The following is a 14,825-nucleotide window of genomic DNA, read 5'->3' as shown; positions in this document are numbered from 1 at the left end:
CCGAAAAGGGCGGCCACCGGGCCGACGCACGGGGCGTCGGCCACCGTCCGACCACCTCGGCCCCGGCACCCGCTCCGGCACCGGTGCCGAGGTCCTGCTCGGCGGCCCGCCCCGCACCGGGCTCGAGGAGCTGGACCCGCGTCACCACTACCGGTCCGAGGCGAGGACGAGCCGTCCGTGTGGGGCCCCGAGCCGTTCGGCGTGCGGGTGAACCACAACGGACCGGAGAAGGACGACGCGCGGGGGCGGTACGCGGCCGCCCGCGGGCAGAAGCCGACTAGCCGACCTCGACGAGCAGGTCACCGCCCTCCACCTGCTGGATCCGGTTGATGGCCAGCCGGCTCACCCGGCCGGCCCGCGGGGCGGTGATGGTGGCCTCCATCTTCATCGCCTCGATGGTGGCGACCGTGGCGCCGGCCTCGACCTCGTCGCCCTCGGCGACCGCCAGCGTCACCACGCCCGCGAACGGCGCGGCCACGTGCCCCGGGTTGGACCGGTCGGCCTTCTCGGTCACCGGGATGTCGGAGGCCGCCGCCTTGTCGCGGACCTGGATGGGCCGCAGCTGGCCGTTCAGGGAGGACATCACGGTGCGCATGCCGCGTTCGTCGGCCTCGCCGACGGCCTGGAGCTCGATCAGCAGCCGCACGCCGGGCTCGAGGTCGACGGCGTACTCCTTGCCCGGGCGCAGGCCGTAGAAGAAGTCCTTGCTGTCCAGGACGCTGGTGTCGCCGAAGGCCTGGCGGTGGGTCTCGAACTCGCGGGTGGGGCCGGGGAACAGCAGCCGGTTGAGGGTGGCGCGGCGGGTCTTCTCCAGGCCGGTGCGGTCCTCGGCGGTCAGCTCCGTCACGGGCTTGGGCTCGGCGCGGCCCTTCAGGGCCTTGCTGCGGAACGGCTCGGGCCAGCCGCCGGGCGGGGTGCCGAGTTCGCCGCGCAGGAAGCCGATGACGGAGTCGGGGATGTCGTACCGGTCCGGCGTCGCCTCGAAGTCCTCGGGGCTCACCCCGGCGCCGACCAGGTGCAGGGCGAGGTCGCCGACCACCTTGGAGGACGGGGTGACCTTGACCAGGCGGCCGAGGATGCGGTCGGCGGCGGCGTACATCGCCTCGATGTCCTCGAAGCGGTCGCCGAGACCGAGCGCGACGGCCTGGGTGCGTAGGTTGGACAGCTGTCCGCCGGGGATCTCGTGGTGGTAGACGCGGCCGGTGGGTGAGGCGAGACCCGCCTCGAAGGGGGCGTAGATGCGGCGCACGCCCTCCCAGTAGGGCTCGAGGTCGCCGACGGCCTGGAGGTCGAGGCCGGTGGGGCGGGCGGAGTGGTCGGTGGCGGCGACGATCGCCGACAGCGACGGCTGCGAGGTCGTCCCGGCCATGGAGGCCACCGCGCCGTCGACGGCGTCCGCGCCGGCCTGAATGGCGGCGAGGTAGGTGGCGAGCTGGCCGCCCGCGGTGTCGTGGGTGTGCAGGTGCACCGGCAGGTCGAACTCGCGGCGCAGCGCGGAGACGAGGGTGGCGGCGGCCGGGGCGCGCAGCAGGCCCGCCATGTCCTTGACGGCCAGGACGTGGGCGCCGGCCGCCACGATCTGCTCGGCCAGCCGCAGGTAGTAGTCCAGGGTGTACAGGCGCTCGTTCGGGTCGGACAGGTCCGAGGTGTAACAGAGGGCGACCTCGGCGATCGCCGTCCCGGTCTGCCGTACGGCGTCGATGGCGGGCCGCATCTGGCCGACGTCGTTGAGCGCGTCGAAGATGCGGAAGATGTCGATGCCGGTGGCGGCGGCCTCCTGCACGAAGGCGTCGGTCACCTCGGTCGGGTACGGGGTGTAGCCGACGGTGTTGCGGCCGCGCAGCAGCATCTGGAGGCAGATGTTGGGGACGGCCTCGCGCAGGGCGGCCAGCCGCTCCCACGGGTCCTCGGCGAGGAAGCGCAGGGCGACGTCGTAGGTGGCGCCGCCCCAGCACTCCAGGGAGAGCAGTTCGGGCAGGGTGCGGGCCACGACCGGGGCGGCGGCGAGGAGGTCCTTGGTGCGCACGCGGGTGGCGAGCAGCGACTGGTGGGCGTCGCGGAAGGTGGTGTCGGTGACGCCGATGGTCGGGGATTCGCGCAGCCAGCGGGCGAAGCCCTCGGGGCCGAGGTCGACCAGCCGCTGCCGTGAGCCGGCGGGCGGCTCGGTGTCGGGCAGCGGGGGCAGCTTGCTGCTCGGGTCGATGAGCTGTGGCCGCTCGCCGTGCGGCTTGTTCACGGTGACGTCGGCGAGGTAGGTGAGCAGCTTGGTGCCGCGGTCGGCGGAGTGACGGGCGGTCAGCAGGTGCGGCCGCTGCTCGATGAACGACGTGGTGACGCGTCCGGCCTGGAAGTCGGGGTCGTCCAGGACGGCCTGGAGGAACGGGATGTTGGTGGCCACGCCCCGGATGCGGAACTCGGCCACGGCACGCCGGGCGCGGCCGATCGCGGTCTGGAAGTCCCGGCCCCGGCAGGTGAGCTTGACCAGCATCGAGTCGAAGTGCGCGCTGATCTCCGTACCCGCGTGGGTGGTGCCGCCGTCGAGGCGGATGCCGGAGCCGCCCGGTGAGCGGTAGGCGCTGATGCGGCCGGTGTCGGGGCGGAAGCCGTTGGCGGGGTCCTCGGTGGTGATACGGCACTGGAGGGCCGCGCCGCGCAGGGTGACCGTCTCCTGCGACAGCCCCAGGTCGGCCAGCGTCTCGCCGGAGGCGATGCGCAGCTGGGCCTGGACCAGGTCGACGTCGGTGACCTCCTCGGTCACCGTGTGCTCGACCTGGATGCGCGGGTTCATCTCGATGAAGACGTGGTTGCCGTCACGGTCGAGGAGGAACTCCACGGTGCCGGCGTTGCGGTAGCCGATCCGGCGGGCGAAGCGGACCGCGTCGGCGCAGATGCGGTCGCGCAGCTGCGGGTCCAGGTTGGGGGCGGGCGCCAGCTCGATGACCTTCTGGTGGCGGCGCTGGACCGAACAGTCGCGTTCGAAAAGGTGGATGACGTTGCCGTCGCCGTCGGCGAGGATCTGCACCTCGATGTGGCGGGGCTCGACGACGGCCTTCTCGAGGAAGACGGTGGGATCGCCGAACGCGGACGCCGCCTCACGGGACGCCGCCTCGATCGCCTCCCGCAGCTGCGGGGGGTGCTCCACGCGCCGCATACCGCGACCGCCGCCGCCCGCGACCGCCTTGACGAACACGGGGAAGCCGATGTCGTCGGCGGCCCGGACCAGGGTGTCCACGTCGGTGGACGGATCCGAGGAGCCCAGCACCGGTACGCCCGCCTCGCGGGCGGCGGCGACCGCGCGGGCCTTGTTGCCGGTCAGTTCGAGGGTGCGGGCGTCGGGTCCGACGAAGGTGATGCCCGCCTCCTCGCAGGCGCGGGCCAGTTCGGGGTTCTCGGACAGGAACCCGTAGCCCGGGTACACGGCGTCCGCGCCCGCCCGGCGGGCGGCCGCCACGATCTCCTCGACGGAGAGATACGCCCGCACCGGATGCCCCGGCTCGCCGATCTCATAGGCTTCGTCGGCCTTCAGCCGGTGCAGTGAGTTGCGGTCCTCGTGGGGGAAGACGGCGACGGTGCGCGCTCCCAGCTCGTAACCGGCGCGGAACGCCCGGATCGCGATCTCACCACGGTTGGCGACCAGCACCTTGCGGAACATCATGGATCCCTTCAGCCTGCCCGGTGACGGGACCATCGTGTCGGTGCCGTCCCGGGAGTGCCATGTGAGTCGGGCCACTCGGTCCCCTGGTACCCGGCCCGGGACCTGTCACATCCCGCGGAGGCCGACCGCCTCCGCGCGGTCGTGCGTCCTTGCCGCCGGCCCGGGCGACCGAGCTCCGGTGCGGAGGACGGCGGCGGACAGCGGCAGACGGGTCGTCGACGGGCGCTTCGAGCCGGCGGCACGGTTCCGGGCCCGGCGGCGTCCGAGCGGATGCCCGCCGCCCTGGGGCGGGGCCGGCGGGGCCAGGGGAAGCGTGAGACCGGGCCGCGAGGCTGAGCGGGAGCCGGGAAAGGTGGACGACGCGGACATCCGCGATCTGCTCGTCCGGCAGCCGAACGCCGTGGTCGGCACCCGTGCCGGGACGGCCGGACGACGCGGACACCCGTCATGTACCCGTCCGGCAGCCGAGCGCCGTGGTCGGCATCTGCCGGGACGGCCGTGCCCACCCCTCGGCGGCGACTACGACGAGAGCGGCTGTCCGGAGCAGGCCGAAGGCCGGCACCAACGGCCGGATGACCAGGGTGATGCCGGCCGACGGATGAGGCTCGCGGGGTGAGGGGTCGTTGTCGCGGCTGTCGTCAGTCCTGTGCGGCGTCCATCAGTTGCTGGAGCCGGACCATGCAAGGGGCGCAGTGGCGGTCGGTGTTGTGCGTGGCCGACGTCGCGGCGGCCAGGAGAGCGGTTCCGCACAGGCTGCTGTCGTGCTGCCGGGACACCACGTGCCACACCAGCTCACCGCCGCCCGACGCCAGGCCCACCTTCATCTCGTACACGGCTCTTCCCTTCTGCCGGGCATGCCTCCAGCAGACCGCGTACGCCGCCCGGCGTCCCGTCGGGCTGGGCCGTTCGGTGGACCCCGCGCCCGAACGGCCCAGCCCGCGTGGCCGGGACATGCCGGTCGTGGCAGGGTGGTTCGGCCTCACGTTCCCCGGCTCACGGTGAGGGCGGACACTTCGAAGGACATCTCCGTCACGTCCGGATCGGGTGCCGGGTGGTAGCGGCCGGCGCACACCGACAGGTTGACGACGAGGAAGGCGTGCCAGTGTCGCCCCACGCCGCGGTGGTCGGCGAAGACGGGGCTGCCGTTCAGGGCCCACACGACGTCGTCCGCGCCGAACTCCACGCTCAGGTCGACCCGGCCGCCGGGGCGGACGGCTTCGTCGCGGTGGTAGCGGTGGGCGGCCCGTACGTGGCTGGAGAGCTCCAGCAGATCCGGGTTGTCGGGGTGGTACTCGAAGACGTCGATCTCCTGGTCGCCGTCCCGCCAGGTCCAGATCGCCGGCCAGGCCCCCGTCTCGGCCGGCAGCCGGACCCGGGCGTCGAGGCGGTCCCCCGCGCGGACCATGAAGCCCTCCTCGCTGCCCTCGGTGGTCAGCAGGCCGGTGTCCCACAGGCCGTCGGCGCGGCGCGTGGCGCGGAAGGTGCCGTTGCGGGAGTACGCGGGATCGGACACCAGGTGGTCGAGTTTGTTGTCGCCGGGGTTCACCGGCCCGCCGTCGGGATAGGCCCAGGAACGGCCCGCGATCCACTGCCGGGGTGAAGCGAAGTCGGCCCTGAAGCAGACGTCCGTCACTGACGTCCTCCTCGTCCTCGTGCGTCGTGCGTTGTGCGTCGTGCGTCGTGCGAGGGGCCTCGTGCCAGGCATCCCCCTCCCCACCGCCGTCATGCGACGACGGGGCGCGCCGGAGGCCGCGGCCACCCCACCGCGCGGGACGCACGCGCACGGACGTACGTCTCCCGTCCACCCGCCACCGGACGGGAGCCGCTGACGGGCCACCCCGTTCGACGGGTCGGACATTGTTCGAGATCTCTTGACGCCGCACCGCACACCGCCTGACACTCTCGCAACACAACGTCACACAGTTGAAACGGTGGCTCGACATGACGCACATCCCACCACTTCGCAGCCGCGCGAGACGCTGGGCGGACCGCCTGGCCGGGGTGACCGCCGCGTCCCTGTTCCTGGGACTTCTGGGCACGTCGGCACCCGTGCACGCGGCCGAGGTCGCCGATGTGACCGACGGTCTGGCCCTCCGGTACGAGCTGGACGGCCCCTCCGGGCTCACCGACGCCTCCGGCCACGGCCGCGACGGCACCGTCCAGGGCACCGCCGACTGGTCGGGCCAGGGCCTCGCCTTCAACGGCACCGACACCTACGTCAAGGTGCCGAACGACGTCATGAAGGGCATGACCGCGATCACCGTCTCCACGGACGTGCTGATCGACGCCACGCAGAGCACGCCGTACTTCCTCTACGGCTTCGGCAACTCCAGCGGGAGCAGCGGCAACGGCTACCTGTTCACCACCGGCAACTCCTTCCGCACGTCGATCGCCACCGGCAACTGGTCGACTGAGCAGACCACCAAGCCGGCCGACTCCCACAACCTGACCCGGGCGGTGTGGAAGCACATCACCTACACCCAGACCGGCACCACCGGGGTGCTGTACGAGGACGGCGTCGAGGTCGCCCGCAACACCTCCGTCACCATCACCCCCGGCGCCATCGGCTCCGGCACCACCACCGCCAACTACATCGGCAAGTCGGTCTACTCCGGCGACAAGCTGTTCAAGGGCCGGATGCGCGACTTCCGGGTGTACGACCGGGCGCTGGCGGCCTCCGAGGTCGAGCAGCTCGCCCTCCCCGTCGCCACGCAGGGCGTCGCCGACGACGAGGCGGCGCTCGACCTGGGCGACACCGGTGCCGTCGTCGCCGACCTGAACCTGCCGCGGACGGGCCCGGCGGGCGGCTCCACGATCACCTGGGCCAGCGACAACCCGTCCGTGGTGTCGGACGCCGGCAAGGTGACCCGCCCGGCCGCCGGCGAGCCCGACGGTCACGCCACGCTCACGGCGACCCTGCGCAAGGGCACCGTGACCGCCACCAAGACCTTCGACGTCACGGTCCTCGCCGCGTTCGACGACGCCGCCTCCGCCCGGCAGGCGGCCGAGGCGCTGACCGTGTACAACCTGGACGACGTGCGCGGCAACCTCACCCTCCCGGCGACCGGCGCCTTCGGCACCGCCGTCACCTGGTCCTCGGCGCGGCCGGACGTGATCGCCGCCGACGGCGTGGTCCACCGGCCCGCGCACGGCACCGGCGCCACCACGGTCGAACTCACCGCGACCGTCGCCAAGGGCGACGCGCGGGCGACCCGCGTGTTCACCGCGAAGGTGCCCGAACTCCCCGCGCCCGCCGCGCTGAAGGGCTACCTCTTCAGCTACTTCACCGGCGAGGGCACCGCCGACGGCGAGCAGCTCTACTTCGCGCTCAGCAAGGGCAACGACCCGCTGAAGTGGCGGGAGCTGAACAACGGCAAGCCCGTCCTGACCTCGTCCCTCGGCGAGAAGGGCCTGCGCGACCCGTTCATCATCCGCTCGCCGGAGGGCGACAAGTTCTACCAGATCGCCACCGACCTCAGGATCTACGGCAACGGCGACTGGGACGCCTCCCAGCGCACCGGCAGCAAGTCGATCATGGTCTGGGAGTCCACCGACCTGGTCCACTGGACGAACCAGCGCCTGGTGAAGGTCTCCCCCGACAGCGCCGGCAACACCTGGGCGCCGGAGGCCTACTACGACGCGCGGCTCGGCGAGTACGTGGTCTTCTGGGCGTCGAAGCTGTACGACAACGCGGCGCACTCCGGAAGCACCTACAACCGGATGATGTACGCGACGACCCGCGACTTCCACACCTTCAGCGAGCCCAAGGTCTGGATCGACCGCGGCTACTCGGTCATCGACTCCACGGTGATCCAGCACGACGGCACCTACTACCGCCTCTCCAAGGACGAGCGGAACAACACCTCCTCCACCCCGAACAGCAAGTTCATCTTCGAGGAGAAGAGCGACTCGCTGCTGAGCACCTCCTGGACCGCGGTCGCGGAGGGCATCGGCAAGGGCACCATGAGCGCGGCCGAGGGGCCGCTGGTGTTCAAGTCGAACACCGCGGAGAAGTGGTACGCGTTCCTCGACGAGTTCGGCGGCCGCGGCTACATCCCGTTCGAGACGACGGACCTCGGCTCCGGCACCTGGACCCCGTCCACCGGCTACGACCTCCCGGCCAAGCCCCGCCACGGCACCGTCCTGCCGGTCACCCAGGCCGAGTACGACCGGCTGCTGCGCGCCTACCAGCCCGACCAGCTCGTGGAGAGCGTCGAGGACGTGGCGGTGACGACGCGGGTCGGTGAGGCCCCGGTCCTGCCCGCGACCGTGATCGCCGAGTACGCCGACGGCGCGCGCCGGCCGGTCGCCGTCACCTGGGAGGACGTCCCCGCCTCCGCCTACGCGCAGACCGGCACCTTCACGGTGAGCGGCACCCTCTCGGACGGCTCCGCGACGGCCGTCCGCGCCGAGGTCACGGTCTCGACGGAGGGCCCGGACGTGCCCGCCGACCTGCTCCTGCACTACGACTTCGACGAGACCTCCGGCAACATCGCCCGCGACTCCAGCGGCCACGGCTACCACGGCACCTACGTCCGTACGCCCGCCTTCGGCACCGGGGTGCACGGCGGCTCGTTCAGGATGTCCGGTGACTCCGCCACCTCCCCGTACGTGAAGATCCCCAACGGGGTGCTGAAGAACGCCGGCAGCGTCACCGTCTCGACGTACGCGAAGTGGCAGGGCGGCAGCAACTGGCAGTGGCTGTTCGGGCTCGGACCCGACAGCAACAAGTACCTGTTCGCCAGCCCCTCCAACGGTTCCTCGAAGCTCTACTCGGCGATCACGAAGGCGAGCTGGTCGGCCGAGTCGAAGCTCACGGCGGGCGCGCAGCTCACTCCGGGCGAGTGGCGGCACGTCACCGTCACGCTCGACGGCGCGACCGGCACGATGATCCTCTACGTCGACGGCGTCGAGGCGGCCCGCACGACCGGCGTCACCACCAAACCGTCCGAACTGTACGACTCCGCCAAGGACTTCAGCGGGTACGTCGGCAGGTCCCTGTACTCCGCCGACCCGTACTTCGGCGGCGAGATGGACGACTTCCGTGTCTACGACCGGGCCCTGTCGGCCGCCGAGGTGCTGGAGCTGAGCGGCAACACCACGGGCATCGCCCGGGCGGCCCACCCCGCGCTGAAGGTCGACGCGCTCGTCGACGACGCGCACAGCCGGATCACCCTGCCGCTGACCGAGGGCACCGACGTCACCGCGCTGGCGCCGGAGTTCACGCTCGCCCACGGCGCGGCGATCAGCCCCGCCTCCGGCACTGTCCGGGACTTCAGCGAGCCGGTGACGTACGAGGTGACCGGCTCCGACGGCCGCAAGCGCACCTGGACCGTGTCGGCGCTGATCATGAAGAGCCCGGTGCTGCCGGGCCTGAACGCCGACCCGAACATCGTGCGCTTCGGCGACACCTTCTACCTGTACCCGACCACCGACGGCTTCGCGGGCTGGAGCGGCACGCAGTTCAAGGCGTACTCCTCCACCGACCTGGTCCACTGGAAGGACCACGGCGTCATCCTCGACCTGGGGCCGGACGTGAGCTGGGCGGACAGCAGGGCGTGGGCGCCGACGATGGCGGAGAAGGACGGGAAGTACTACTTCTACTTCTCCGCCGACGCGAACATCGGTGTCGCGGTCTCCGACTCCCCCACCGGCCCGTTCAAGGACGCGCTCGGCCGGCCCCTGCTGAAGGCGGGCCAGTTGAGCGGGCAGATGATCGACCCGGCGGTCTTCACCGACGACGACGGCCAGTCGTACCTGTACTTCGGCAACGGCCGCGGATACGTCGTCCCGCTCAACGCGGACATGACCTCCTTCGACGCCTCGAAGGTGCAGGACATCACCCCGAGCGGCTACAACGAGGGCTCCTTCGTCGTCAAGCGCAAGGGCACCTACTACTTCATGTGGTCGGAGAACGACACCCGGGACGAGAACTACCGCGTCGCCTACGCGACCGGCCCCTCCCCCACCGGCCCGTGGACCAAGCGCGGCGTGATCCTGGAGAAGGACCTCTCACTGGGCGTCAAGGGCCCCGGCCACCACTCGGTGGTCCAGGTGCCGGGCACCGACGACTGGTACATCGCCTACCACCGCTTCGCCATCCCCGGTGGTGACGGCACCCACCGTGAAACCACCATCGACAGGATGGAGTTCGACGCCGACGGCCTGATCGAGAAGGTCGTCCCCACGCTCACCGGCGTCGACCCGGTCACCATCGCCCACGCCGGACCGGACGTGACCGGCAAGGAGGGCGACGCGGTCCCGCTGACCGGCACGGTCTCGGGCGCCGGCGGCCCGAAGTGGACGGTCGAGGACGGCGCGCCCTGCGCCTTCGCGGACCCGGCGTCGGCCCGCACCACGCTCACCTGCACGGACGACGGCAGCTACGAGGTCACCCTGACCGGCGGCCGCAGCAGCGACTCCGCCACCGTGACGGTCTCCAACGCGGCCCCGGCGATCAGCTCCGCCGCCGGGCCGGAGTCCCCGGTGAGCGTCCGCCAGCGCGCCGTCGTCACCGCCGCGTTCGGTGACCCGGGCGCGTCCGACACCCACACCTGCGCGGTCGACTGGCAGGACGGTACCGAGCCGACGTCCGGCACGGTCACCGCCACCGGCTGCCGGGCCGAGCACACCTACACCGCGGCCGGCATCCACCGGCCGGTGGTGATCGTCACGGACGACGACGGCGCCTCGGACAGCACGACGCTCCCCGAGCTGATCGTGTACGACCGCGCCGCGGGCCCGGCGGCCGGGGCCGGCCTCATCGGCTCCCCCGCCGGGGCCTACTCCGCCCAGCCGGAGCTGACGGGCAAGGCGGTCTTCTCCTTCGCCGCGCAGTACGGGGCGGGCGCCACCACCCCGGCCGGCCAGGCCACCTTCGACTTCGGCCCGGCCCGCCTGAAGTTCCGCTCGACGGGCTCCGACTGGCTGGTCGTCACGGGCTCCCGAGCCGTCCTCCAGGGCTCCGGCACGGTGAACGGCGTGAGCGGCTACGCCTTCCGCGTCACCGCCACGGACGCCCCGGACACCTTCCGGATCAGGATCTGGAAGAAGTCCACGGCGGACGTCGTGTACGACAACGGCATCGGGGCGGAGGTCACCGGGGTGGTCACCCTGGGCGTCGGTCGCGGTTAGACCGTCAGGGCAGTCCGCCGCCAGGCGTGACACGCTGTCCGCCTCATGGACGCGAGGGGCCGCGCCACCGCACGACGTCGGTGGCGCGGCCCCTTCGTGTCAGGCGGCCGCCAGCAGCGCCTCCAGTGCCGTCGCGGTCCCGGGGTGGTGGGTGAGGAGGGCGGAGCCCCGCGGGGCGGCGGGGTCCGGGCCGGTCCAGGTGCCGTCGCAGCCCAGCAGGTCCGCGAGCGCGTCGCACGCCGCCGGGTGGGCGGCGAGCAGCGCGACGCCGCGGGCCGCTTCGGCGGGTTGCCCGGGTTGTGCGGCCGGCGGCTCCTGTGCCGGCTGCCACGGCGGCACCCAGGCGTCCAGGTCCGCGAGCCGGACCGGGAAGAGTCGGCCCGCCTCGCGGATCAGCAGCGGGGCCAGCTCGGTGCCACCGGCGCGCAGGGTGGTGATCAGGGTCGGCAGCCAGGGCAGCAGGACCGGGTCGGGGAGGCGGGCGAAGGCGTTCGACACCGCCTCGACGACGAAGTCGGCCAGACCCGGCACCGGTTCCAGGGCGTGCACGAAGCCGCTGAGGTACCGGGGGTAGGCGGGCACCACCAGGGGGTTGGCGAGCAGGTCGTCGCAGCGCGCCCGCAGGGCGGCACGGGACAGCGTGCCCAGGTGGGTCTGCGCCGCCCACAGCAGGGCCGTTCGAGCGGGCTCCTGGGGGTGGGACTGGGCGAGGGCCAGTTCCAGCTGGGTCCGGTCGCAGCCGAGGGACAGGGCCAGGCCCTCCATGCCGAAGAGGAAGCCCAGCATCGCCGCGACCTGGCGGACCGTCGCGTCCTCGTCGGTGAACGCCGTCGGCAGCAGGGTGCAGTAGTGCGCGTATCCCGTCTTGACGAAGGACTCGATCCAGGCCGGCAGCGCCGGTTCGCTCGTGCGGTAGTAGGCCAGCAGGCCGCGGACCCGGCGCAGCACCTCCGGTGCGCCGTCGACGGTGCGTTCGCCCGCCAGGACCTCCAGGGCACGGGTGCCCAGTTCGTCGGCGAGGCGGCGGCTGCGCAGGTAGCGGATGGCGTCCTCGACGGTCTCCAGCACCTGCGCCGCCGTGGCCTGCGGCGCGTACGCGGCGCGGCGCAGCCGCTGTTCCAGGACCTGTTCGATGCTGACGCCCTCGTAGCCGAGTTCGATGAGGGCGCGCTGGTGGGTGCCCAGCGCCAGGTCCCAGGACTCCTGGATCGGGCGCTCGCCGAGACGGCGGTCGCCCATGATCGGCCGTGCGGCGCCCCCGGGCAGCAGACGGCGCAGCATCCACAGCACGTCGGAGCAGCGCTCGAGTTCGGGCCGGGAGGCGATGTCCAGCAGGGCCCGCTGCACTCCACGCTGCTGCAGTCTGAGGTTCAGCGGCGCCAGCCGGTCGTGCACGTCCCGGGCGAGCGGCGGCAGCGCGTCGTAGCCGACCTGTCCGACGCGGTCGCCGCCCATCATGATCTCGACCAGCCGGCCCACGTCCCGCCGCCCCGGCACGGTGTCCTTCTCGATGCAGGTGACGGCCGCGTCCTGGAAGTCGTACGGCGTCGGCCTGACGCGGTCGCGCATCCCGGCCAGCAGGATCGACGTCTCGAACACGGCGATCGCGTCGGCGGTGGAGGCCAGGTAGCCGTTGCGCCGGGCGGCCCGCACGATGTCCACCGACCAGCCGAGCAGTTCGGCCTCGTCGAGGGGGTCGAGGGCGGGCGGCCGCTGGAGGAAGCCCGTGAGCCGGTCTGCGGGCGGGGCCGGGGCGGCGGGCGCGGGCAGGGCCTTCCTCGTCCTGCCGCTCTTCTTCGTGCCCGCCTGGCCCTCCAGACGGTACGGCCGGACGCCGGTGCGCCTGAGGTTCTTCGCCCATTCCGTGGCGGCGATGGACACCGAGCCGGCGGCGAGGCCGAACTGTGCCTCGATGGCCGCGTGGCTGGACGGGATCAGGCCGTGCCGCCACTTGGTCGCGGTGGGCGGGGTGATGGTGAAGGTGTCGCCGCCGTGCACGCCGAACTCCTCGACGCGGCTGGCCGCGTGGAACGCGCCGCAGACGTAGAGGCAGTCGGCGGGGTCGGTGCCGGTGGCGGTGAGGTGCTCGCGCATCCGCGTCCACATGTAGCGCTCGCGGTCCTCGTCGATCCGCAGGCGTCGCGGGTCACCGGGGGCGAGACGCCGGAAGAGGCTGCCGATGAGCAGCATGACCTGCCGGTAGGTGTCGTGGTCGCTGTCGCCGAGCGGCAGTTCGACGTACTGGTGCCACCACTCCGACCAGTGCCGTACCCGGCCGTGGCGCAGCAGGTGCTCCTCCAGTTCGGCGAAGCGGGGCCGCAGGTCGCCGATCTCCACACCGACGGCGTCGCCGTGCAGGGCGGTCTCCTCGTCACCGGCCGGAGTGCCGGGGCCGGCCTCCTCGGTGGAGGGCGTCTCCCACTGGAAGACGTGGTCGGAGGAGCGATCGACGAGGACGAGTTCGACGCCGGGGGTGTCGAGGGCGTAGGCGATCGCCTGGTACTCGGCCGAGGCCTCGGTGACCGGGGCGACGACGGAGAGCGGCGACCAGTCGGCGGGGAAGCCGTCGACCTCGCTCGCGAACGCCTGGACGGCCACCGGCAGGCGGCAGTTGCGCAGTTCGGTGAGGAGGGGGGCCATGTCCTCGCACAGCTCGAGGTAGATCACCTTCGGCTGTTTCTCGCGCAGCCGGCGGGCCATGGCGAGGGCCGAGGCCGGTGAGTGGTGGCAGACCGGGAAGATCTCCAGCGGCTCGCGCACCGCGCGTTCGACGTCGTCGACGATGCCGCGCAGGAGGCCCTCCAGCGCTCCGGGCCCGTCGGCGAAGGCGGTGGCGGCGTCCTGGAGCTGGGTGCGCAGGGCGCTGAACGTGCCCTCGGGCAGGGCGCTCACGACAGGGTCGCGATCGCGTCGCGGCCGCCCTCGAGGAACTCCGGCCAGGAGCCGCCCTCTTCCTTGCTGCGCGGTTCGACGACACCGTGCAGGTACTTGTTGAGGATGGCGAGGTCCTCGGGTTCGCGCCGGGCCAGGGAGCCGACGAGGGAGGAGGCGAGGGTGTGCGCGGTGAGGGCGCGCTCGCCGAAGAAGTTGCTGTGCAGGATGGCGTCCTCCAGGACGCCGATCTGCTCGGCCGTGGACAGCGCGGACTCCAGCTTCTCGTCGTCGCTGCCCGCGGCGGCCGCGGAGGCGCGCAGGTCGGCGAAGCTCTGCAGCAGCACGTCCAGCAGGGTCGGCGGGACGTCCAGGTCGATCTGGTGGCGGCGCAGCAGCTCCTCGGTGCGGAAGCGGACGATCTCCGTCTCGCTCCTCTTGTTGGTCACCACCGGGATGCGGACGAAGTTGAAGCGGCGCTTGAGGGCGGAGGAGAGGTCGTTGACGCCCCGGTCGCGGCTGTTGGCGGTGGCGATGACGGAGAAGCCCGGCTTGGCGAAGACGATGTTGTCGCTGTCGAGTTCGGGGACGGAGATGTACTTCTCCGACAGGATCGAGATCAGCGCGTCCTGGACGTCGCTGGTGGAACGGGTGAGCTCCTCGAAGCGGCCGATGGTGCCGGTCTCCATCGCGGTCATGATCGGTGAGGGGATCATCGACGCGCGGGACTGGCCCTTGGCGATCACCATGGACACGTTCCACGAGTACTTGATGTGGTCCTCGGTGGTGCCGGCCGTGCCCTGCACGACCTGGGTGGAGTTGCGGCAGATCGCCGCGGACAGCAGCTCGGCCAGCCAGCTCTTGCCGGTGCCGGGGTCGCCGATGAGCAGCAGGCCGCGGTCGGAGGCGAGGGTCACGATGGAGCGCTCGACGAAGCTGCGGTCGCCGAACCACTTCTGCGGGATCTCCCGGTCGAGGCCGTCGGCGCGCTCGGAGCCGAGGACGAACAGCCGGACCATCTTCGGCGACAGACGCCAGGAGAACGGCTTGGGGTGGTCGTCGACGGACTCCAGCCAGTCCAGTTCCTCGGCGTACTTGATCTCGGCGGGGGCGCGCAGCAGGTCGGTCATCGGAGGGCCTTTCTGAGAGAGGGAGGTCAGGTCCA

General features: G+C 72.1%; 6 protein-coding genes. 1 reads left to right on the top strand and 5 read right to left on the bottom strand.

Features of this window, described 5'->3' with window-relative positions; translation table 11 throughout:
* Positions 1-277: 277 nt before the first annotated feature.
* From ACF1A1_RS35445 to ACF1A1_RS35435, 3 genes are all read right to left on the bottom strand, one after another.
* Positions 278-3,652: a pyruvate carboxylase gene (locus ACF1A1_RS35445; protein WP_392005756.1), complete on the bottom strand. Its 3,375-nt coding sequence runs from the start codon at positions 3,650-3,652 to the stop codon at positions 278-280.
* A gap of 641 nt (positions 3,653-4,293) precedes the next feature.
* Positions 4,294-4,488 (bottom strand): hypothetical protein, encoded by a 195-nt coding sequence (locus ACF1A1_RS35440; RefSeq protein ID WP_392005677.1) that lies wholly within the window; start codon positions 4,486-4,488, stop codon positions 4,294-4,296.
* A 146-nt stretch (positions 4,489-4,634) separates the two neighbouring features.
* Positions 4,635-5,288, bottom strand: coding sequence for a beta-glucanase (locus tag ACF1A1_RS35435; RefSeq protein WP_392005675.1), 654 nt, complete (start codon positions 5,286-5,288; stop codon positions 4,635-4,637).
* Between the two features lie 308 nt (positions 5,289-5,596).
* On the opposite strand from ACF1A1_RS35435, the gene ACF1A1_RS35430 reads away from it, so the two are divergent.
* A complete protein-coding gene (locus ACF1A1_RS35430; RefSeq protein ID WP_392005673.1) occupies positions 5,597-10,789 on the top strand; it encodes a family 43 glycosylhydrolase in 5,193 nt (1,730 codons plus the stop codon).
* A 99-nt stretch (positions 10,790-10,888) separates the two neighbouring features.
* Here the strand turns inward: ACF1A1_RS35430 and ACF1A1_RS35425 are convergent, their stop codons facing one another.
* Together ACF1A1_RS35425 and ACF1A1_RS35420 are read right to left on the bottom strand one after the other, a co-directional pair.
* Entirely contained in the window at positions 10,889-13,681 is a 2,793-nt protein-coding gene (locus tag ACF1A1_RS35425) for a hypothetical protein (RefSeq protein WP_392005671.1), read from the bottom strand.
* Positions 13,678-14,790, bottom strand: coding sequence for an AAA family ATPase (locus ACF1A1_RS35420; protein ID WP_392005669.1), 1,113 nt, complete (start codon positions 14,788-14,790; stop codon positions 13,678-13,680). The genes ACF1A1_RS35425 and ACF1A1_RS35420 overlap by 4 nt, the downstream gene beginning before the upstream one ends.
* Positions 14,791-14,825: the final 35 nt, after the last annotated feature.

This window comes from Streptomyces sp. NPDC014995, from assembly GCF_043080745.1.
In the GTDB taxonomy this organism is placed as follows: Bacteria; Actinomycetota; Actinomycetes; order Streptomycetales; family Streptomycetaceae; genus Streptomyces.
This window is presented reverse-complemented; position numbering and strand designations above follow the sequence as displayed.